Annotated in this window: 15 protein-coding genes; 13 read left to right on the plus strand and 2 right to left on the minus strand. The window is 31.7% G+C overall.

Annotated elements, in window-relative coordinates; genetic code table 11:
* Window positions 1-184: 184 nt before the first annotated feature.
* Entirely contained in the window at window positions 185-1,810 is a 1,626-nt protein-coding gene (locus AB3G39_RS09480; protein WP_367770264.1) for an amidase, read from the plus strand.
* 7 nt (window positions 1,811-1,817) lie between these two features.
* On the opposite strand, the gene msrB is transcribed toward AB3G39_RS09480, so the two are convergent.
* Entirely contained in the window at window positions 1,818-2,207 is a 390-nt protein-coding gene (gene msrB, locus AB3G39_RS09485) for a peptide-methionine (R)-S-oxide reductase MsrB (RefSeq protein ID WP_367770262.1), read from the minus strand.
* 19 nt (window positions 2,208-2,226) lie between these two features.
* Window positions 2,227-3,096: an alpha/beta fold hydrolase gene (locus tag AB3G39_RS09490; RefSeq protein WP_367770260.1), complete on the minus strand. Its 870-nt coding sequence runs from the start codon at window positions 3,094-3,096 to the stop codon at window positions 2,227-2,229.
* Window positions 3,097-3,282: 186 nt separating this feature from the next.
* Between AB3G39_RS09490 and AB3G39_RS09495 the strand changes: the two genes are divergently transcribed.
* From AB3G39_RS09495 to rpsA, 12 genes are all read left to right on the plus strand, one after another.
* Window positions 3,283-4,704 (plus strand): glycogen synthase, encoded by a 1,422-nt coding sequence (locus AB3G39_RS09495; RefSeq protein WP_367770258.1) that lies wholly within the window; start codon window positions 3,283-3,285, stop codon window positions 4,702-4,704.
* On the plus strand, window positions 4,701-5,981 hold the full coding sequence (locus AB3G39_RS09500) for a glucose-1-phosphate adenylyltransferase (protein WP_367753399.1): 1,281 nt from the start codon (window positions 4,701-4,703) through the stop codon (window positions 5,979-5,981). The genes AB3G39_RS09495 and AB3G39_RS09500 overlap by 4 nt, the downstream gene beginning before the upstream one ends.
* A 64-nt stretch (window positions 5,982-6,045) precedes the next feature.
* A complete protein-coding gene (gene glgB / locus AB3G39_RS09505; protein ID WP_369765030.1) occupies window positions 6,046-7,953 on the plus strand; it encodes a 1,4-alpha-glucan branching protein GlgB in 1,908 nt (635 codons plus the stop codon).
* A gap of 191 nt (window positions 7,954-8,144) precedes the next feature.
* Complete coding sequence (locus AB3G39_RS09510; protein ID WP_369765031.1) at window positions 8,145-10,544, plus strand: glycoside hydrolase family 31 protein; 2,400 nt, start codon at window positions 8,145-8,147, stop codon at window positions 10,542-10,544.
* A 92-nt stretch (window positions 10,545-10,636) separates the two neighbouring features.
* Window positions 10,637-11,455 carry a M48 family metallopeptidase gene (locus AB3G39_RS09515; protein ID WP_369753895.1) on the plus strand — a complete coding sequence of 273 codons (819 nt, stop codon included), beginning with the start codon at window positions 10,637-10,639 and terminating at the stop codon, window positions 11,453-11,455.
* A 144-nt stretch (window positions 11,456-11,599) separates the two neighbouring features.
* The gene (locus AB3G39_RS09520) at window positions 11,600-12,907 is read left to right on the plus strand and encodes an MFS transporter (RefSeq protein WP_369765032.1); all 1,308 of its coding nucleotides are present in this window, start codon (window positions 11,600-11,602) and stop codon (window positions 12,905-12,907) included.
* A 325-nt stretch (window positions 12,908-13,232) separates the two neighbouring features.
* Window positions 13,233-15,683, plus strand: a complete 2,451-nt coding sequence (gene lon, locus AB3G39_RS09525) for an endopeptidase La (RefSeq protein WP_369769308.1) — start codon at window positions 13,233-13,235, stop codon at window positions 15,681-15,683.
* Window positions 15,684-15,854: 171 nt separating this feature from the next.
* Window positions 15,855-16,874, plus strand: coding sequence for a type IX secretion system protein PorQ (gene porQ / locus AB3G39_RS09530; protein WP_367770242.1), 1,020 nt, complete (start codon window positions 15,855-15,857; stop codon window positions 16,872-16,874).
* Between the two features lie 27 nt (window positions 16,875-16,901).
* Complete coding sequence (locus AB3G39_RS09535) at window positions 16,902-17,489, plus strand: murein L,D-transpeptidase catalytic domain-containing protein (RefSeq protein ID WP_367770239.1); 588 nt, start codon at window positions 16,902-16,904, stop codon at window positions 17,487-17,489.
* A gap of 79 nt (window positions 17,490-17,568) precedes the next feature.
* Window positions 17,569-18,261, plus strand: coding sequence for a (d)CMP kinase (gene cmk / locus AB3G39_RS09540; protein ID WP_367770236.1), 693 nt, complete (start codon window positions 17,569-17,571; stop codon window positions 18,259-18,261).
* A 71-nt stretch (window positions 18,262-18,332) separates the two neighbouring features.
* Window positions 18,333-19,589 (plus strand): nucleoside permease, encoded by a 1,257-nt coding sequence (locus AB3G39_RS09545; protein ID WP_367770233.1) that lies wholly within the window; start codon window positions 18,333-18,335, stop codon window positions 19,587-19,589.
* Between the two features lie 358 nt (window positions 19,590-19,947).
* A complete protein-coding gene (rpsA, locus tag AB3G39_RS09550; RefSeq protein WP_367770231.1) occupies window positions 19,948-21,729 on the plus strand; it encodes a 30S ribosomal protein S1 in 1,782 nt (593 codons plus the stop codon).
* Window positions 21,730-21,778 lie beyond the last annotated feature (49 nt).

Raw genomic sequence — 21,778 nt, forward strand, 5'->3', positions numbered from 1 at the left:
AGATTTTAACTAGATCATTTTGGCTTTATAGATCTGAAAAATAGTTTTTAATTAATAATTTACACTGGAAACATTTACTTTATAAACTATCATTTTAATTTTAACTATTGTTCATTGTGATATTTTATTGAATTTAACAAAAAACGATTAAATTAGTTTTCTAAAATCTTGTAAATATCTAAATATGAAAAGAAGATCTTTTTTAAGAACTGCAACGTTAGCATCTGCTGGGCTAAGTACTTTATTGGTTACAAGTTGTGCTCAAGGTGAAAAAAAACCGGAAGAAACATTAGCGACAGTTAATATTTCAAATGTTGATTTTGAATTAGATGAAGAAACAATTAGCAGTTTAAGGGAGAAATTATCTTCGGGAAAATTTACTTCGGAACAATTAGTTAGAATGTATTTAGAACGTATAGAATCTATCGATAAGAAAGGATTCACTTTAAATTCAGTTATTGAAATTAATCCTGATGCAATTGCTATAGCAAAGGAGTTGGATGATGAATTGAAGGCTGGTAAAAATAGGGGATCTTTGCATGGAATTCCAATTTTGATAAAAGACAATATAGACACAGGAGATAAAATGCAAACAACTGCGGGTTCACTTGCTTTAGTAGGTAATATTGCAGGTGCTGATGCTTTTGTGATTAAAAAAATAAGAGAAGCAGGAGCAGTATTAATAGGAAAAACGAATTTAAGTGAATGGGCTAATTTCAGATCGACTTCTTCTTGTTCTGGATGGAGTAGTAAAGGTGGACAAACTAAAAATCCTTATATTTTAGATCATAATCCATGTGGTTCTAGTGCAGGATCAGGGGTTGCTGTAGCTTCCAATCTTTGTGTAGTTGCGATCGGTACTGAAACAGATGGATCAGTCGTATGTCCAGCTTCTGTAAGTGGCATAGTAGGGATAAAACCTACTGTAGGTTTAGTTAGTAGAACGGGTATTATTCCCATTTCAAGTACGCAGGATACTGCTGGACCAATGGCAAGAACAGTAACTGATGCTGCAATTTTATTAGGTGCTATGACTGGTGTAGATGAAAAAGATTCAGTAACAAATGAAAGCAACGGAAAAGCATATCATGATTACACTAAATTCTTGGACAAGGAAGCACTAAATGGTAAAAGAATTGGTGTAGAACGAAAACCTCAAGGCAAGAATCAATTTATGCATGAATTGCAGCAAAAAGCAATTGACTTGCTTAAAAGTAAAGGAGCAACAATTATAGAAATTGATTATTTAGATGAAATAGGTAAGTTGGGAGAATCTGAGTTTGAAGTGATGCAATTTGAGTTTAAAACTGGGCTGAACAATTATCTAAGTACTTCAAATAGTAAAGTTAAAAGTTTGAAGGATGTCATTGATTTCAATATTGCCAATGAAAACAAAGCCATGCCATACTTCAAACAAGAAACCTTAATTAGTTCGAATGAAAAAGGAAATTTAACTGATAAAAAATATATTGAAGCACGTAATAAAAGTCACTTTGGTTCCAAAGAGATAATTGACAAAGTCATTTCAATAAATAAATTGGATGCTATTTGTGGTCTTACTATGGGGCCTGCTTGTAGTATCGACATGATTTATGGTGATCGATGGGGAGATGTCTTCTTGACAACTCCCGCAGCTGCTAGTGGTTATCCACACATTACTGTTCCTGGAGGGATGGTTTATGATTTGCCTGTTGGATTATCTTTTTTTGGATTGGCCTATTCAGAACCAAAATTAATAGGAATAGGGTACGCATATGAACAAGCATCAAAAAATAGGACAAAGCCTAGTTTTAAGAAATCATTTCTATAAAATTCTTTTATCCTTTAAAATCTACAGATAAAGAATTTACACAGAATCGTTGTCCAGTTTTTGTTGGGCCATCATTAAATACATGTCCAAGATGACCACCACAATTAGCGCATACAATTTCTGTACGAATCATTCCGTGAGTTTTGTCAAGAATGTATTTTACTTTTCCTGGAATAGAATCATCAAAAGAAGGCCAGCCACAGTGTGCATCAAACTTAGAATTACTCTCAAATAGTGGTTCTGAACAAGCCCCGCAACAGTATGTTCCTTTTTCGTAATGTAAATTGTAAGTACCTGTGTGAGCACGTTCTGTTCCTTTTTGACGTAGAATATGGTATCTCTCTTCGCCTAATTCTTCTTTCCATTGTGCCTCCGTTTTTTCTAAAGGATATTTCATATTATTATTATTATTATTATTATTGATTTTTAGTTATAAAGGTAATTACTTTTTGCACGACATTATGGTCTCCCAAAATTTTTCGATGCCCTAAACCGTTTGTAATAACTAATTCTCCATTTTGTAAATGTTTATGAATATGAATTCCCGCTTTTACTGGTACTTCAAAATCATCTTGGTCATGTATAACTAGAACTGGTATAGTTGTATTTTTAGCAGCAATATAAGCGGAGTAATTGTTCATTGGTTCGTTATATTTTTTTTCAAAATGCAATTGCATTCTTTTTGCAATATTGGGCTTTAATTTTAGGTTTGAGACAAAGTCATCAATAATATCCTGAACAATATCCCCACTTCCAATAATTGTAGCAGATTTCACTTTTAATCCATTTTTTATAGCATTTAATATTGACATTCCTCCTAAAGAATGACCAATAGCAGCTTCAAATGGCCCGTATTGTTTGTCTATTTCTATTATTGAAGCAATAAAATCAATCATAATTGAGCTATTACCAGGTGATTTTCCATGTGCAGGAGCATCAAAACTTATTGTCGAGTACTCTTCTTTTAGTAATTCATCAGCTATTTTTACTAGTTGTGTACCACGTCCTGACCATCCGTGAACTAATAGTATTTTTTTATCACTTTTACCATATTGATAAATAACAACATGCTTATTTATTTGCGGAATTAACAATGCTTTTTGCTCACTTTTTCGATTCATGTCCCATTCTCTTTTAGGAAGAGTATGTTTTATTGGTGTTGTAAACAGTTTTGCTGCATATAATACAGCTAATTTTGGAGAGATTAGCGAGATAAATTTACTCGTTACTATAATAAGCTTAGGAATTTTTAATTTTTGTTGGTTAATAGAAGTATTTTTTGACATTTCAATAAATTTTTATTAGGGCTTTCATTTTATTTATTTTTTACTAAATTTAGAAAAACATAAAAGTAATATAATTTATAAAAGGTTTTTGTCTTTTATAGGTAATTACCCTAAACTAAGAATTAGCTCTAATTCAAATATTAAAGCCATTCTTTTGTAAATAATTGAAAAAACAAATTTTATAAAATGGAAATATTTCATATTAGTGCAGAATGTTATCCTGTAGCAAAAGTGGGTGGACTAGCTGATGTTGTTGGAGCTTTACCCAAATACCAAAATAATGCTGGACATCAAGTTAGAGTTGTAATACCATGTTATGATACAAAGTTTAGAAAAGAGAATGATTTTGAATGTGTACACTGGGGATCAATAAAATTAGGAAAGTTTAATTTTCCTTTTAGTGTTCTCAAAGAAACTACTGATAAACTTGGTTTTGAATTATACCTTATTGAAATTCCAGAACTTTTTGACAGAAAAGAGGTTTATGGATATGAAGATGATATTGAACGATTTTTATCTTTTCAAATAGCAACTTTAGATTGGATCATAGGTAGAAGTGAAATTCCTGACGTTATTAATTGCCATGATCATCATACAGGGTTGATTCCATTTATGATGTTATATTGTGATAAGTATTTAAAATTACAAAATACACCATCAATGATTACGATTCATAATGGTTTGTATCAAGGTCAATTTGGTTTTGATAAATTAAATTACTTTCCAGAATTTGATCTTTCTCATGTAAAAGTTTTAGAATGGGATAATTGTATTAATTCTCTTGCTGTAGCTGTAAAATGTGCTTGGGCTGTAACTACGGTTTCTCCCAACTACCTTAATGAAATTAATTATTCAGCTAATGGATTAGAATCATTGTTTAATCTTGTTAGATATAAATCAAAAGGAATTTTAAATGGAATAGACACAGAAGTATGGGATCCAGCTAAAGATGTAATGTTAGAGAAAAAATATTCTATCAAAAATTTCGAAAAAGGAAAACAGCAAAATAAAGAAATATTATGTACTCTTTTTAATTTAGATCCTACAAAACCTTTATTTAGTTTTATTGGTCGATTACTGGAAGAAAAAGGAGGTGATTTATTGCCTCATGCTTCAGCTTTAGCGTTATCAGAAAATTTTAAAGAAATTAATATTTTGATATTAGGATCTGGAAATGCAGATATTGAAAATAGATTAAATAGCTTATTGATTGATTATAAAGGAAATTATAATACGTTTATTGGATACAATGAAGAATTAGCTCATTTAATTTATGCGGGAGCCGATTTCTTAATGATGCCATCTAGAGTAGAACCATGTGGTTTGAATCAAATGTATTCTTTGCGATATGGAACAATTCCAATAGTAAGAAGAACTGGTGGTTTAAAAGATACTGTAATTGATTTTGGAGATGATGGTAATGGAATTTGTCATGATCAATCATCTGTTGGAGATATTTGTTACTCCATTAATAGAGCTGTAAATTTATATAAGAATAAAGAGCATTTAAATAAAATTATAAAACGTGGAATGAAAACCGACCATTCCTGGGAAAGAGTTTGTCAAGAATATATAGATATGTATAATTTAATAATCAACAAAATATGAAAGCTAAAAAGAATAATGTTGTTTCAATCATTCTTGGGGGAGGCCAAGGTTCTAGATTATATCCCTTAACCGCAACTAGATCAAAACCTGCGGTGCCTATTGCAGGAAAATATAGATTGGTTGATATTCCTATTTCAAATTGTATGAATTCGGATATTAAAAGAATGTTTGTATTAACACAATTTAATTCGGCTTCTTTAAACGCACATATAAAAAACACCTATACTTTTAATGCTTTTAGTCAAGCTTTTGTAGATATTCTAGCTGCCGAGCAAACTCCTGATAACCCTACTTGGTTTCAAGGAACTGCTGATGCTGTTAGACAATGTATGCCTCATTTTTTAAATCATGATTTTGATTATGCTTTGATACTTTCTGGAGATCAACTGTATCAAATGGATTTTAACGAAATGCTTGATGAACATATAAAACATGGGGCTGATATAACTATAGCAACTTTACCTGTAAACGCTAAAGATGCTCCCGAGTTTGGTATTCTAAAAACTAATAGCGAAAGCTGTATTGAATCATTTATTGAAAAACCAGCTGCTTCATTGTTGCCTGATTGGGAATCAAATGTAAGTGAGCAAATGAAAAGTGAAGGAAAGCATTATCTTGCTTCAATGGGGATTTATATTTTCAATAGAAAATTATTAATTGATTTAATGGCAAATCCTGATACCAAAGATTTTGGTAAAGAAATTATACCGCAAGCTGTTGGAAATAAAAAAATATTAAGCTATCAATATGAAGGGTATTGGACTGATATTGGTAATATTGATTCTTTTTTTGAAGCTAACATAGGTCTTACTGATGATGTTCCAAAATTTAATTTATTTGATAATGAAAATAAAATTTACACTAGACCTAGATTATTGCCTCCATCAAAATTCCGTAATACACTTATTGAGCAATCACTTATTTCAGAAGGTTGTATCATAAGTGCCAAAGAAATTAAAAAATCAGTTATAGGAATTCGTTCTAGAATTGGCGATGAAACAATTATTCAAAACTCCTATGTTATGGGTAATGATTTTTATCAAAGCATTGATATAATGGATGAAGAAAAAGCGAATAATAAAATTTTAATGGGAATAGGGGAAAGATGTTTTATTAACAATGCTCTAGTTGATAAAAATTGTAGAATTGGGAATGATGTTTATATCAATGGAGGAAAGCATTTAGAAGATTTTTCAAATGATTTGTATTCTATCAGAGAAGGAATTGTTGTAATTAAAAAAGGTTCAGTAATACCGGATAATTACAAAATTAATTAAGTTATTAAACTGTTTTTAAACTAATATTCTAATGAATTAAACATTAGAACTATAAAATTGCCATATGAGTAAAGTTATCACGCATTCTCTTTTTACTGACTTTGATATTAACTTATTCAAAGCTGGGAAACATTATAGACTCTATGAAAAGCTTGGGGCGCATTTGATTGAGTTAGATGGTGTAAAAGGAGTGTATTTTGCCGTTTGGGCACCTACAGCTCATTCCGTTTCTGTAGTTGGAGATTTTAATTTTTGGAAACAAGGAGAACATTTGTTGCAAGTAAGATGGGATTCTTCAGGAATATGGGAAGGTTTTATTCCAAATATTGAAAAAGGAACTACCTATAAATATAAAATTCAATCTAATAATGATGGGATTATTACTGAAAAAGCAGATCCGTTTGCTTTTTATTGTGAGCAACCACCACATACGGCCTCAGTAATTTGGGATTTAGACTACAAATGGGATGATACTAAATGGATGAAATCACGCCAAGACCATAATGGATTAGACAAACCTTATTCTGTTTATGAAGTTCATTTGGGATCTTGGAAACGTCATGCTGAAGAAAATCGTTTTTTGACTTATCTAGAATTTGCTGAGGATTTAGTAAACTATGTAAAAGAAACTGGTTTTACTCATGTGGAATTTATGCCTATAATGGAATATCCTTATGATCCTTCATGGGGTTATCAATTAGTTGGTTATTTTGCACCGACATCTCGTTTTGGTAAACCACAAGATTTTATGGTTTTAGTTGATAAGCTGCATCAAGCTGGGATAGGTGTTATTTTAGACTGGGTTCCATCACATTTTCCTGACGACGCACATGGTTTAGGGTTCTTTGATGGTTCTAATCTTTTTGAACACCCAGATCGAAGAAAAGGATATCATCCTGATTGGAAAAGTTTAGTGTTTAATTATGGACGAAATGAAGTTCGTTCCTTTTTAATTAGTAATGCTTTATTCTGGTTGCAGTACTATCATGCTGATGGTTTACGAGTAGATGCCGTTGCTTCGATGTTGTATTTAGATTATTCAAGAAATGATGGTGAATGGGAACCAAATATTTATGGAGGTAGAGAAAATCTAGATACCATTAGTTTTTTGAAAGAATTTAATGAAGCTGTTTACTCTAATTATGAAGGAGTACAAACGATAGCAGAAGAAAGTACTTCGTTTCCAATGGTTTCAAGACCAACATCTGTTGGTGGATTGGGATTTGGAATGAAATGGATGATGGGTTGGATGCATGATACTTTAGAATATTTTCAAAAAGAAACGGTTTATCGCAAATACCATCAAAATGAATTGACATTTTCGATGACGTATACTTTTTCTGAAAATTTCATGCTGCCTTTATCTCATGATGAAGTGGTGTATGGTAAAAAATCAATTGCTGGCAGGATGCCTGGTGATGAATGGCAAAAATTTGCTAATTTAAGATTACTTTACGGTTATATGTTTACACATCCAGGAACCAAATTATTGTTTATGGGTTGTGAATTTGGACAAAGTGCAGAGTGGAATTTTGAAGGAAGTTTAGATTGGCATTTGTTACAATATCCTTTTCATGAAGGGATAAAGAAATTGATTACTGATTTAAATAATTTATACAAAACGGAACCTGCTTTGCATGAAAAGCAGTTTAATCCAGAAGGTTTTGAATGGATTAATTATTCAGACCATCAAAATGCTGTTTTTTCATTTATTCGAAAAGGGAATAAACCAAAAGATGATTTGATAATAGTTTGTAATTTCACTCAAATTGTTCGCTCTAATTATAGAATTGGCCTTCCTAAAAAAGGGAAACTAAAAGAAATTTTTAATAGTGATGCAAAAATTTATGGTGGAAGTGGAGTAATTAATCCTGAAAAACTAACAATTGAATCCTCTCCATATGATGGAAGGGATTATTCTGCCGAATTATTGCTTCCTCCATTAAGTGTTAATGTTTTCAAGATTTCTTAAAAATATATTTCGGAAGTTAAACTAAATTAGGGGTTTCTTATTTATTTAAAAAATAATAAGGTGATCCCTTTTTTTTTAAAAGAATCAAATTATATCATTTTCGTTTATTACCCCTTATTTTAAAAGGCTAACAAAGTTTTTTTGTAATTTTGATATGAAATAGATTCCTCTACAATAAATATTAAATAATTATGATTACAAATACTGAATTAGAATATAAAGGGGATTTATATCCCTCAAGAATTGTTTCTTTTAAACTTGAAGGCGATTCGATTTATTTTAATACTGATAATAGTGTTGTTTTAAAAGTCACTATTTTAAGAGATAGTTTATTGCGTTTTCGATTTACTACAAAAGGGTATTTCAGCAATGATTTTTCATATGCAATAGATAAAAGCCAACTTCATGGATATAATTTACTAGAAATATCTGAAGAACCTTATTATTACCAAATAGTTACTAGCAAAATAAAATGTGTTATTCAAAAATTAGACATGAGAAAGTCTATTTATGATTTAAAAGGTAATATTTTATTAGAGGATGAGTTAGGTTTTCATTGGGAGGAAAGTTATGAGTTTGGTGGTAATATCGTAAAGATGAGTAAAGCATCCAAAGATGGCGAATGCTTTTATGGACTTGGAGATAAAGCTACCCAAATGAATTTAAAAGGGAAGCGATTAGAGAATTTTGCTACAGATCAATATGCTTTTCAAAAAGATCAGGAACCTTTATATAAAGTTGTTCCTTTTTATATAGGATTGCAAAATAAACAAGCATACGGTATTTTCTTTGATAATACATTTAGAACTTTTTTTGATTTTTGTCATGAAAGAAGAAATGTAACCAGTTTCTGGGCCGAAGGTGGAGAGATGAATTATTATTTCATTTATGGACCACAAATGCAAGATGTGGTAACTACCTATACTGATTTAACTGGGAAACCAGAATTACCACCTTTATGGGCTCTGGGTTATCATCAATGTAAATGGAGCTATTACCCTGAGAGTAATGTAAAAGATGTTGCTGCTAAATTTAGAGAGTTGCAAATACCATGTGATGCTATTTATTTAGATATAGATTACATGGAAGGATTTAGATGTTTTACTTGGAATAAAGAATATTTCCCAGATCCTAAAAGAATGGTAGCAGAATTAGCTGAGGACGGTTTTAAAACTGTTGTTATTATAGATCCAGGAATAAAAATTGACAAAGAATATGCTGTTTATAAAGAAGCTTTAGATAAAGATTATTTCTGTAAAAGAGCTGATGGTCCTTATATGAAGGGAAAAGTTTGGCCCGGAGAATGTAATTTTCCAGACTATACTAATCCTGAAGTTAGAGAATGGTGGGCAGGATTATTTAAAGAATTAGTTTCGGAAATAGGTGTAAAAGGAGTATGGAATGACATGAATGAACCAGCCGTAATGGAGGTTCCAAATAAAACATTTCCTATGGATGTACGTCACGATTATGACGGAAATCCTTGCAGTCATAGAAAAGCACATAATATTTATGGTACTCAAATGGCAAGAGCTACCTACCATGGAGTAAAAAGATTTGCTTACCCCAAAAGACCTTTTGTAATAACTAGGTCTGCATATGCAGGTTCACAACGTTATACTTCTTCGTGGACAGGTGATAATGTTGCCACTTGGGAACATTTATGGGTTGCTAATATACAAGTGCAAAGAATGTCTATATCTGGAATGGGTTTTACTGGTTCAGATATTGGAGGATTTGCTGAGCAACCTTCAGGAGAGTTATACGCTCGTTGGATTCAGTTAGGTGTTTTTCATCCTTTTTGTAGAACTCACTCGTCAGGTGATCATGGAGACCAAGAACCGTGGGCCTTTGACGATGAAGTCATTGATATTACTAGAAAATTCGTAAGTCTCCGTTACCAGTTATTACCGTATTTATACACCATGTTTTACCAATATATTGAAGAAGGAATACCAATGTTAAAACCATTAGTGTACTTTGATCAAGATGATATTCAAACTCATTATCGAAATGATGAATTTGTTTTTGGAAATCAGATATTGGTTTGCCCTATATTAGAACCTAATGCAATAGGAAGAAGAATGTATATTCCTAAAGGGGAATGGTATAATTACTGGACTAATAAAATAGTAAAAGGAGGAAAAGAAATGTGGGTAGATACTCATTTTGATGAGATTCCAGTTTTTGTCAAAGCGGGTTCGATGATTCCTAAATACCCTGTTCAACAATATGTAGGTGAATTAGAATTTGATGAATTAACTTTAGATTTATATTATAAAAAAGGAAAAGAAAAATCAGTTGTTTATGAAGATGCTCAAGATGGGTATGATTATAAAAAAGGCAGATATAGTTTTTTAACTTTCAGAGTAACTGGAAAGGAGAAAGAACTTAATATTCAACAACATAAAGAAGGGAAATATGACACTAATTATTCTAAGTATAAAATAAACCTTATTGGATTACCATTTAAAGTAAAAAGTATTGAAATCGATAACGAAGAAGTTTCATTTAATAGCTTGGCTTTTGAAATTAATGATTATCTAATTGTAGATAAGGAATTTAATGTTTTGCACATTACTGGAGAATAAAGAAAACAATAAAATTGATACAATTGCTTTTAATTTTGTAACTCATAAACTTAGTTAAAATTGTATTTTTGTTTTTATTAAAATCTAATATCATGAAAAAACAGTCAATAATAGCAGGAATTTGTACGCTAGGTCTATTCATCTCTTGTGCGACCAACCCTCTTACAGGGAAAAAAACATTAAATTTTGTTTCTAATAGTGAATTATTCCCTTCTTCTTTTCAGGAGTATGGAACTTTTTTGAAAGAAAACAAAGTCATTACTGGAACTGCAGACGCAAAAAGAGTGGAAAATGTGGGTATGAAAATTAAAGTAGCTGCTGAAAAATATTTAGCGTACTTAGGTCAAACTCAATATTTAAATGATTACCGTTGGGAATATAAATTAGTTGATAGTAAAGAAGTTAACGCTTGGTGTATGCCCGGTGGAAAAATCGTTGTTTATTCGGGGATTTTACCCATTACAAAAGACGATGCTGGTTTAGCAACTGTTATGGGGCATGAAGTTTCTCATGCACTAGCAAATCATGGAGCACAACGTATGAGTGCATCACAACTTCAGAGTCTTGGCGCTGTAGGTGTTGCTGTTGCAACTGGGAGTCAAAGCGCTGAAAAACAACAAATGTGGCAACAATATTACGGTATAGGTTCACAAGTAGGAGTAATGTTGCCTTACAGTAGAAGTCATGAAACCGAAGCTGACAAAATAGGCCTTACTCTTATGGCTATTGCAGGTTATAATCCAGATGATGCAATTTCATTTTGGACAAGAATGGCTGCAAGTTCTAATGGTCAAGCACCACCTGAGTTTTTAAGTTCACACCCTTCAGATGCAACAAGAATTGCCAATTTGAAAGCAATGGTTCCGGAAGCTAAAGCAACGGCGGCAAAATTTGGAGTTATTTTCAGATAAAAAAATATATTTTAATAGATAATGGAAAGCCAATTCAACTGAATTGGCTTTCTGTTTTTAACAAATCATTATTATTACAAAGTTTATCCTGATTTATAGTTTAAATACTCAAAAAATAAATAAATTCGTTTTAAAAATATTTATATGATAGCTTTACAAAAAGGAGATAAGAAGTTAATAAACGCTTGGGCATTTTATGATTGGGCAAACTCAGTGTACAGTCTGGTTATTGCAACTGCAGTATTTCCCATTTATTTTGAATCTGTAACCAGTGATAATAATGGTATTGTCCATTTTTTGGGTCTGGAAATTAATAACTCCTCTTTGCTATCTTATTCATTATCAATTTCTTTTTTAATAGTTGCATTTCTGTCACCTATACTATCCGGCATAGCTGATTATACGGGTAATAAGAAACGTTTTATGCAGTTTTTTTGTTATTTGGGTTCGTTTTCAGTTATGGGATTGTTCTTTTTTAAAGGACAGGATACACTATGGATAGGTGTTTTAGGAACTATTTTGGCTAGCATTGGATTTTGGGGAAGTATTGTTTTTTATAATTCTTATTTGCCAGAAATTGCTTTTCCAGAGCAGCATGACCGTGTGAGTGCGAAAGGTTTTATGTTTGGTTATTTTGGATCTTTAATTTTGTTAGCATTTAATTTAACTATGGTTATGATGCCTGAATGGTATGGAATAACTGATTCGTCGATACCAGCGCGAATTTCATTTCTATCAGTAGGTATTTGGTGGATGGGTTTTGCTCAAATTACTTTTCATTATTTACCTAATAATGTATTTCATAAAAAACCAGAGAAAGATTTTATATTTAAAGGATTGAGAGAACTTAAAGTTGTTTTTAAAAGCTTGAAAGAACTTACTAGGTTAAAACAGTTTTTAACCGCTTTTTTTCTTTACAGTATTGGTGTTCAAACTGTAATATTATTAGCAGGTATTTTTGGTAAAAAAGAATTAGGGATTACTACAAGTAAATTAATCATAATCATTTTATTAATCAATGTTGTAGCTATATTTGGCGCTTTTTTATTTTCTAGAATATCCGAGATAATAGGGAACATAAAAACCTTAAAAATTACAATTGTAATTTGGGGTTTTATTTGTTTTGCGGCGTATTTATTAGATGCTAAAAGTCAATATATTGATCTTCAATTTTATGCGCTTGGAGGTACGATTGGGATGGTTTTAGGAGCAATTCAATCCCTTTCAAGATCAACATATTCTAAACTATTACCTGAAACGGAAGATCATGCCACTTACTTTAGTTTTTTTGATGTTACAGAGAAAATCTCGATTGTAGTAGGAACCTTTATTTTTGGTTTTGTAGCTTCGATTACAAACTCAATGCGAAATTCGTTTTTTATATTAGCCATATTCTTCGTATTAGGTTTTATAGTTTTGAGTTTTATGAAAAAGAGTGATGAAACAGTATAAATAATTATTTTTAATCTCTTTTCAAAAAGTCATTTATAATAATTTAAAATAAACTTCGTATTTAAAATTCTATCAATATGACCTTTTTCTTTTTACTAAAGTATTAGGAAAAAAACATCATAAATCAACTATTTAATAGTTGATTTATCACCAATATTTACAATTTTGATTACTGCTTATTTCTACAATGGCATAATGATTGCATTTTTTATACAACTAATGAATAACAAAGGATAATACCAGTTATATTGGTATTTAAAGTGTTTAAACTCTTTGTTTATTCATAAGATTAAAATTTTTAATGACAAAAAGACTTAAATATACTATGTCAAACCATAAAATACTTACAATTGACAATCTGTCACTACAAGAATTCGACTCAGAAGCAGAATTAATTCCATTATTGACTCCAGAAGATGAGGAGGAAATGATAAATGAAGAATTACCAGATTCGCTATCTATTTTACCCTTAAGAAACATGGTTTTATTTCCTGGTGTTGTAATTCCTATTACTGCAGGGCGTGATAAATCAATTAAATTAATAGATGATGCAAATGCTGTTGGTAAAATTATTGGTGTAGTTGCTCAAAAGAATGAAGAAGTTGAAGATCCTACAAAAAACGATATACATAAAATAGGAACAGTAGCCAGAATATTACGAGTTTTAAAAATGCCTGATGGAACGACAACAGTTATTCTTCAAGGGAAAAAACGTTTTGAAATTGACACTGTAGTTTCTGAAGAGCCTTATATCACAGCTACAATTAAAGATTTTGAAGAGAAAAGACCAGAAAAAAAAGATACCGAGTTTTTGGCTATTTTAGATTCTGTCAAAGAACTGGCAATTCAAATAATTAAAGAGAGTCCAAATATTCCAAGCGAAGCTACATTTGCAATCAAAAATATTGAAAGTCAATCTTTCTTGATCAATTTTGTGACTTCTAATATGAATTTATCTGTCAAAGAAAAACAAGATTTACTAGAAGTTAATGATTTGAAAGACAGGGCTTTGAAAACTTTGCGTTACATGAATATTGAGTTGCAAAAATTAGAACTCAAAAACGATATTCAATCTAAAGTTCGTTTTGATTTAGATCAACAGCAAAAAGAATATTTTCTTCATCAACAAATGAAAACCATCCAGGAAGAACTGGGAGGTGTTTCACAAGAAGAAGAAATGGACGAAATGCTTCAAAAGTCGAAGACTAAGAAGTGGGACGAGAAAACACAAAAACATTTCGAAAAAGAATTGTCAAAAATGCGTCGAATGAATCCACAAGCGCCAGATTTTGGAATTCAAAGAAATTATTTAGAACTGTTTCTTGAATTGCCTTGGAATGTGTATTCTAAAGATAATTTTGACTTGAAAAGAGCTCAAAAAATTCTAGACCGAGATCATTTTGGTTTAGAAGACGTGAAGAAAAGAATGATTGAGCATTTGGCCGTTTTGAAATTGCGAAATGACATGAAATCACCTATCATCTGTTTAACAGGACCTCCAGGTGTTGGTAAAACCTCCATTGGTAGATCTGTTGCAGAAGCCTTAGGTAGAGAATATGTTCGAATTTCACTTGGAGGGTTACGTGACGAAGCGGAAATTAGAGGACATAGAAAAACCTATATTGGTGCAATGCCAGGGAGAATTATTCAGAGTTTAAAAAAGGCAGGTACATCAAATCCAGTATTTGTTCTAGATGAGATTGATAAATTAGCGAGCGGGAATCAAGGAGATCCTTCTTCAGCCTTATTAGAAGTTTTAGATCCGGAACAAAACAATTCATTTTATGACAATTTCCTTGAAATGGGGTATGATTTATCAAAGGTGATGTTTATTGCTACCTCTAATAATTTAGGAGCAATTCAACCAGCGTTAAGAGACCGTATGGAGGTAATTAAAATGTCGGGTTATACAATTGAAGAAAAAGTGGAGATTGCACGTCAGCACTTATTTCCAAGACAGTTAAAAGAACATGGATTAACATCCAAGGATTTAACTATTGGAAAAAAGCAATTAGAAAAAATTGTTGAAGGATATACTCGAGAGTCTGGAGTTCGTGGATTGGAAGCTAAAATTGCTCAGGTTATTCGTAATGCAGCAAAATCAGTTGCAATGGAAGAAGAATATAACAAAAAAGTAACTGATGCTGATATTGTACAAGTTCTAGGCGTTCCTAGATTAGAAAGAGATAAATACGAAAGTAATGATGTTGCTGGGGTTGTAACTGGACTTGCTTGGACAAGTGTTGGTGGTGATATTTTGTTTATTGAGTCACTTATTTCTCCTGGTAAAGGAACGATGACAATTACTGGAAATTTAGGTACAGTAATGAAGGAATCGGCAACTATTGCGTTAGAATATATTAAAGCAAATACTGAACTTTTAGGTCTTAATCCAGATATTTTAAAAAATCACAATATTCACTTACATGTTCCAGAAGGAGCAACACCAAAAGATGGTCCAAGTGCTGGAATAGCGATGTTAACGTCTTTGGTTTCCTTGTTTACACAAAAGAGAGTCAAAAAACATTTGGCTATGACGGGTGAAATTACATTAAGAGGAAAGGTGTTACCTGTTGGAGGTATAAAAGAAAAAATATTAGCTGCTAAACGTGCTGGTATTAAGGAAATTATTTTGTGCCATGAAAATAAAAGCGATATTGACGAAATAAAACCAGAATATATTGAAGGGATGCACTTCCATTTTGTAAAAGAAATGAGCGAAGTTCTAAAAATTGCAATTACAGATCAGAAAGTAAAAAATGCAAAAACCTTGTAAAGACTATTTTTTAATTTAAATAATAATTCCAAAATCAAATCTTAAAATAATTGAGAGATGATTTTGGAATTTTATTTGTTTGGAATTTGGAGATGCAAAATCACCAATTATTGGTATTATAATTTTATCTTCGTTATTGCGTTTTATTTTAAAAAAATAGAAACCTAAAGCATGTTCAAAAAACTTTTTTTATATTTTTTACTTCTTATATGTACTGTTTCTTACGGTCAAATAGGAGGGAAGTATACGTATCAGTTTTTAAACTTAGTTACTTCGCCTAGACAGGCAGCACTTGGAGGGAAAACAATCACTATTTATGATGATGATGTAAATCAAGTAAATTTTAATCCAGCAACAATTAATGTAGAAATGGACAACCATTTAGCTATTAATTACGGGAGTTATTATGGGGAGATTACTTACGGGACTGCTTCTTATGCATACACTTATGATCGGCATTTACAAACTTTTCAAGTTGGGGTTAATTACGTTAACTATGGTAGCTTTGAAGGATATGATGAAAATGGTCAAACAACCTCCTCATTTACTGGAAGTGAAACAGCATTGTCTTTTGGATATGCTTATAATGTACCAAACACAACATTATATTTAGGGGCAAATGCTAAATTAATTTCATCCACCTTAGAGAGTTATAATTCGTTAGGAGGAGCAATTGATATTGGTGCTATTTTTATTGACGAAAGGAATGATGTCAATTGGGGGTTGGTTATACGCAATATTGGTACCCAATTCACAACCTATTCTGAAGCTCATGAAAGGTTACCTTTAGAGCTACTTGCGGGAGTTTCACAAGAATTAGAAAATGTACCTATTCGATGGCATTTGACATTAGAGAATTTACAACAATGGAATATTTCTTTTTCAAATCCAGAAAGGACTCAATCTTCAATTGACGGTAGTTCAACTGAAGAAAAAATATCATTTGTGAACAACGCCTTGCGTCATGTAATTTTTGGAGTCGAATTATTCCCAAAAAAAGCATTTAATTTGCGTCTTGGATATAATTTTCGAAGAGCAGAAGAACTACGTATTGTAGAACAACGCAATTTTTCAGGCATTTCGTTAGGTTTTGGATTAAAATTAAATAAATTAAAATTTAATTACTCGTATTCACGTTATACTCTAGCGGGAAATACAAGTTTATTTGGTTTAACGATAAATTTTCAATAGAAGGGTTAATTAAAAATAGGTAAAGAGATGAAGAAGCTATTTATTTTTTTATTTTTTCTGGTATTTGTTTTCTCTAGCTTTAGTAATAAAGACGAAAAAACAGTTGTACAAGAAAAATTGAATTCACAAATTAAGGAAGTAAAAGACCTAGTTAATAGATACTCAAAGTACAATAAAGAAATTGGTTTTTTTATTGATATGAAAATAGAATCAGGAAAATATCGGTTTTTTGTTTGTAATTTGAAAACAAATGAAATTATAGACGAAGGCTTAGTTAGCCATGGTTTAGGTTCTGAAACAGGCATAGAAGGAGAGCTGAAATTTAGTAATGAGAATCATTCTTTTTGTACTTCTTTAGGAAAGTACTCTATAGGTAACAAGTATATTGGTACATATGGGAAGGCGTATAAATTATATGGATTGGACGCTACAAATAGTAATGCATTTAGTAGAAATATAGTTTTGCATCAATTTGAAAGTGTTCCATATGAAGAGCAAGGGCAATTTATTTGTAAGAGTTTGGGTTGTCCAATGGTTAATGAATTGTTTTTTAATAGAATAGGGGAGTTGATTGATCATTCTAAAACAAAAATTATTTTAAGTGTCTATTATTGATATATAAAAATAAGATGTTTTCTTATAAAATTTAGAGCAGCTAGGAGTAGGTTTAATAACATCAAATTAAAATATAAAATTGAAAAAAATTACCATTGCAATTGACGGGTTTTCATCCACAGGAAAAAGTACTTTAGCAAAACAATTAGCCAATCATTTGGGATATGTATACGTGGATACTGGCGCAATGTACCGTGCAGTTGCTTTTTTTGCTATGCAAAATGGCTATATAAGTGCTTCGTTTTTTGACAAAGAAACTTTAATTAATAGTTTGCCATTTATTCGATTAGAATTTAAATTCAATCCAGATTTAGGTTTTGGCGAAATGTATTTGAATGATACTAATGTAGAAACTCAAATACGAACTATTGAAGTTTCTAATTTTGTAAGTAAAGTAGCTGAAATTTCAGAAGTTCGTTCTAAACTAGTGGAGCAACAAAAACAAATGGGAGAGAATAAAGGAATTGTGATGGACGGAAGAGATATTGGTACCGTTGTTTTTCCAGATGCTGAACTTAAGATATTTATGACTGCCAGTGCAACTACAAGAGCCGAAAGACGATTTGCTGAATTGAAGCAAAAAGGCGACAATGTTACCTATGAAGAAGTGTTGAAGAATGTTGAAGAGCGTGATTATATTGATACCCATAGAGAAGATTCTCCCTTAGTAATGGCAGAAGATGCTATAGAAATTGATAATTCACACCTAACACGTGAAGAACAATTTGAAGTGGTGTTGAGTCTAGTAAGTGAAATTACTAAAACGAATTAATTCTTTTGTTTATCACATTTTAAATATTAGATTTACGCCTTACATTTTTTTAAAATAATATAATTCATCTTATGGGTATTAAATACAGACTGATTTTAATGAATTTCCTTCAGTTTTTCATTTGGGGTTCGTGGTTGCTTACAATTGGAGCTTATTGGTTTAATAATAAACATTGGTCAGGTACTGAGTTTGGTATCATCTTTTCAACAATGGGTATTTCTTCTGTTTTTATGCCTGCTCTTACAGGAATTATATCAGATCGTTTTTTAAATGCTGAAAAATTATATGGTTTGCTTCATTTTTTTGGTGCTGCTGCTTTGTTTTTCTTACCGCAAGTAGATAATCCTACCACTTTTTTCTGGGTTATGTTGGTGAACATGTTTTTCTACATGCCTACTATTTCATTATCAATAACTGTAGCTTATAATGCATTAATTGCTAAAGACATGGATGTTGTAAAGGATTATCCACCTATCAGAATATGGGGGACAATAGGTTTTATTGTTGCTTTATGGGTTGTTAGTTTAACGCATAATGAAACATCAGCTAATCAATTTTATATTGCTGGAGTAGTGTCATTAATTTTAGGAATATATGCGTTTACATTGCCTAAATGTCCTCCGTTGTGTAAAGGCGAGAAAAACAGCTCTTTTTCACGAGCTTTGGGTTTAAATGCTTTTGAATTATTCAAACAAAGAAAATTTGCTATTTTCTTTATCTTTTCGATGTTGTTAGGAGCTGCATTGCAGTTGACTAATGCGTATGGAGATACTTATATTCATGATTTTGCCACTGTCGATACCTATAAAAACACTATCGCGGTGCGGTATCCAGCTATAATTATGTCAATCTCTCAAGTTTCTGAAACCTTATTCATATTAGCAATTCCTTTCTTTTTGAGAAAATTTGGAATTAAGTATGTTATGTTGTTTAGTATGTTGGCTTGGGTATTGCGTTTTGGATTATTTGCTTTTGGAAATCCTTCAGATGGACTTTGGATGATTATTATGTCTTGTATTGTTTATGGAATGGCATTTGATTTCTTTAATATTTCAGGTTCATTATTTGTAGAAACACAAACGGATTCGAAAATTAGAGGAAGTGCTCAAGGGATGTTCATGATGATGGTAAATGGTTTTGGAGCTTTGATTGGTAGTTTTGCCAGTGGTTATATCATACAAGAATACTTTACTCTAGTGGATGGTAGTAAAGACTGGTTTCATATTTGGATTACGTTTGCGAGTTACGCTTTGGTTCTAGCTATGATATTTCCGTTTGTTTTCAAATATAAACATGATCCAAAAATTGTAGAGAAATTCAGTCATTAAAAATCATAAAAATAACTCACAACCCGATAACTTTTAAGTAGTTATCGGGTTTTTTTTTGCTGGAAAAAAAAGCATAAAATCCATTTAGCCCCGATGGAGCCGGTATCCTCGCAGCGTAGCGCAGAGATAAAGGCGAGAGCGGGAACGATGCCTGCAAAAAGGCGTATTAATTCGCTGCTGATTCTCAATCGATTATCTTTTTTATATTATTTTGTGGTTTAAGATAAATGTGTTACTTTTGCAGACCTTTTGGTGAATAAGAGTTTCCTTTAGGTATCAATTAATTATACAAACAACTTCTGTTGTTTTCTTTCACTTATGAAACTCGAGAGAATGCAGAATACAAATTTTTATCAGCATGTCTGAACAAATCCAATCACAAGAAGAGTTTTTAGCAAATTTTAACTGGCATAACTTCGAAGAAGGTATCGATCCAGTAGATGAAAAAAACTTATTAGAATTCGAAGAATTAGTATCAAAAACTTTTATCGCTACTGACCAAGAAGAAGTAGTAGATGGTACTGTTGTTAGAATCACAGATAGAGACGTTATCGTTGATATCAACGCAAAATCGGAAGGTGTTATTTCTTTAAACGAATTCCGTTACAACCCAGCATTAAAAGTAGGTGATACTGTTGAAGTATTAATTGACATCCGTGAAGACAAAACTGGACAACTAGTTTTATCTCATAGAAAAGCACGTACTATCAAATCATGGGATAGAGTTATTTCGGCTAACGAAACAGGAGAAATCGTTAATGGTTTTGTAAAATGCAGAACTAAAGGTGGTATGATCGTTGACGTTTTCGGAATTGAAGCGTTTTTACCAGGATCTCAAATTGATGTTAAACCAATTAGAGATTACGATGTTTACGTAAATAAAACAATGGAATTCAAAGTGGTAAAAATCAACCACGAATTTAAAAACGTTGTTGTATCTCACAAAGCGCTTATTGAAGCGGATATTGAAGTACAGAAAAAAGAAATCATCGGTCAATTACAAAAAGGACAAGTATTAGAAGGTGTTGTTAAAAACATTACTTCTTATGGTGTCTTTATTGACTTAGGTGGAGTTGATGGATTAATTCATATTACTGACCTTTCTTGGTCAAGAATTAACCACCCATCTGAAGTTCTTGAATTAGATCAAAAATTAAATGTTGTAATCCTTGATTTCGATGATGAGAAAACAAGAATTCAATTAGGATTGAAACAATTAAACGCTCACCCTTGGGATGCTCTAGATGCTAAATTAGCAATTGGAGATAAAGTAAAAGGTAAAGTAGTTGTAATCGCTGATTACGGTGCTTTTATCGAAGTTGCTGAAGGTGTTGAAGGTTTAATCCACGTTTCTGAAATGTCATGGTCTACTCATTTACGTTCTGCTCAAGATTTCGTAAAAGTAGGTGATGTTGTTGAAGCAGTTATCTTAACTTTAGATAGAGATGACCGTAAAATGTCATTAGGTATCAAACAATTGTCTCAAGACCCTTGGACTGATATCACTTCTAAATATCCTGTAGGTTCTAAACATTCAGGTATCGTTAGAAACTTTACAAACTTTGGTATTTTCGTAGAATTAGAAGAAGGAATTGATGGATTAATTTACATCTCTGACTTATCTTGGACTAAGAAAATCAAACACCCATCTGAATTTGTAAATGTTGGTGAGAAACTTGATGTTGTAGTATTAGAATTAGATGTTGAAGGACGTAAATTATCTTTAGGTCACAAACAAACTACTGCTAATCCTTGGGATCAATACGAAGATTCATTCGCAGTGGGAACTATCCACAACGGAGAGATCTCTGAAATTGTTGACAAAGGAGCTACTGTAGAATTTGGAGATGATATCGTTGCTTTCATTCCTACTCGTCACCTTGAAAAAGAAGATGGTAAGAAATTGAAAAAAGGAGAATCTGCTGATTTCAAAGTAATCGAATTCAACAAAGAATTTAAAAGAGTTGTTGCATCTCACACTGCTATCTTCCGTGAAGAAGAAGAGAAAAATGTGAAAGCAGCTACAGAAAATACTTCTTCAGCTTCAAACTCAACTAATGCACCTGCTTCTACTTTAGGAGATAGCAATGATGTATTAGCTGCATTGAAAGCTAAAATGGAAAAGTCTGAGAAAAAATAATTCTCAATCTTTCTTATAATAGAAAAGCCTCACAGGGATGTGAGGCTTT

The organism is Flavobacterium sp. WC2416 (assembly GCF_041200095.1).
Taxonomy (GTDB): Bacteria; Bacteroidota; Bacteroidia; order Flavobacteriales; family Flavobacteriaceae; genus Flavobacterium.

Excerpts from the sequence above, each read along its gene's own strand:
- rpsA (WP_367770231.1), top strand. The coding sequence starts at position 19,948 with ATGTCTGAACAAATCCAATCACAAGAAGAGTTTTTAGCAAATTTTAAC.
- AB3G39_RS09510 (WP_369765031.1), top strand. The coding sequence starts at position 8,145 with ATGATTACAAATACTGAATTAGAATATAAAGGGGATTTATATCCCTCA.
- AB3G39_RS09520 (WP_369765032.1), top strand. The coding sequence starts at position 11,600 with ATGATAGCTTTACAAAAAGGAGATAAGAAGTTAATAAACGCTTGGGCA.
- AB3G39_RS09480 (WP_367770264.1), top strand. The coding sequence starts at position 185 with ATGAAAAGAAGATCTTTTTTAAGAACTGCAACGTTAGCATCTGCTGGG.
- AB3G39_RS09490 (WP_367770260.1), bottom strand. The coding sequence starts at position 3,096 with ATGTCAAAAAATACTTCTATTAACCAACAAAAATTAAAAATTCCTAAG.
- AB3G39_RS09515 (WP_369753895.1), top strand. The coding sequence starts at position 10,637 with ATGAAAAAACAGTCAATAATAGCAGGAATTTGTACGCTAGGTCTATTC.
- msrB (WP_367770262.1), bottom strand. The coding sequence starts at position 2,207 with ATGAAATATCCTTTAGAAAAAACGGAGGCACAATGGAAAGAAGAATTA.
- AB3G39_RS09500 (WP_367753399.1), top strand. The coding sequence starts at position 4,701 with ATGAAAGCTAAAAAGAATAATGTTGTTTCAATCATTCTTGGGGGAGGC.
- AB3G39_RS09545 (WP_367770233.1), top strand. The coding sequence starts at position 18,333 with ATGGGTATTAAATACAGACTGATTTTAATGAATTTCCTTCAGTTTTTC.
- glgB (WP_369765030.1), top strand. The coding sequence starts at position 6,046 with ATGAGTAAAGTTATCACGCATTCTCTTTTTACTGACTTTGATATTAAC.
- AB3G39_RS09495 (WP_367770258.1), top strand. The coding sequence starts at position 3,283 with ATGGAAATATTTCATATTAGTGCAGAATGTTATCCTGTAGCAAAAGTG.
- porQ (WP_367770242.1), top strand. The coding sequence starts at position 15,855 with ATGTTCAAAAAACTTTTTTTATATTTTTTACTTCTTATATGTACTGTT.
- lon (WP_369769308.1), top strand. The coding sequence starts at position 13,233 with ATGTCAAACCATAAAATACTTACAATTGACAATCTGTCACTACAAGAA.
- AB3G39_RS09535 (WP_367770239.1), top strand. The coding sequence starts at position 16,902 with ATGAAGAAGCTATTTATTTTTTTATTTTTTCTGGTATTTGTTTTCTCT.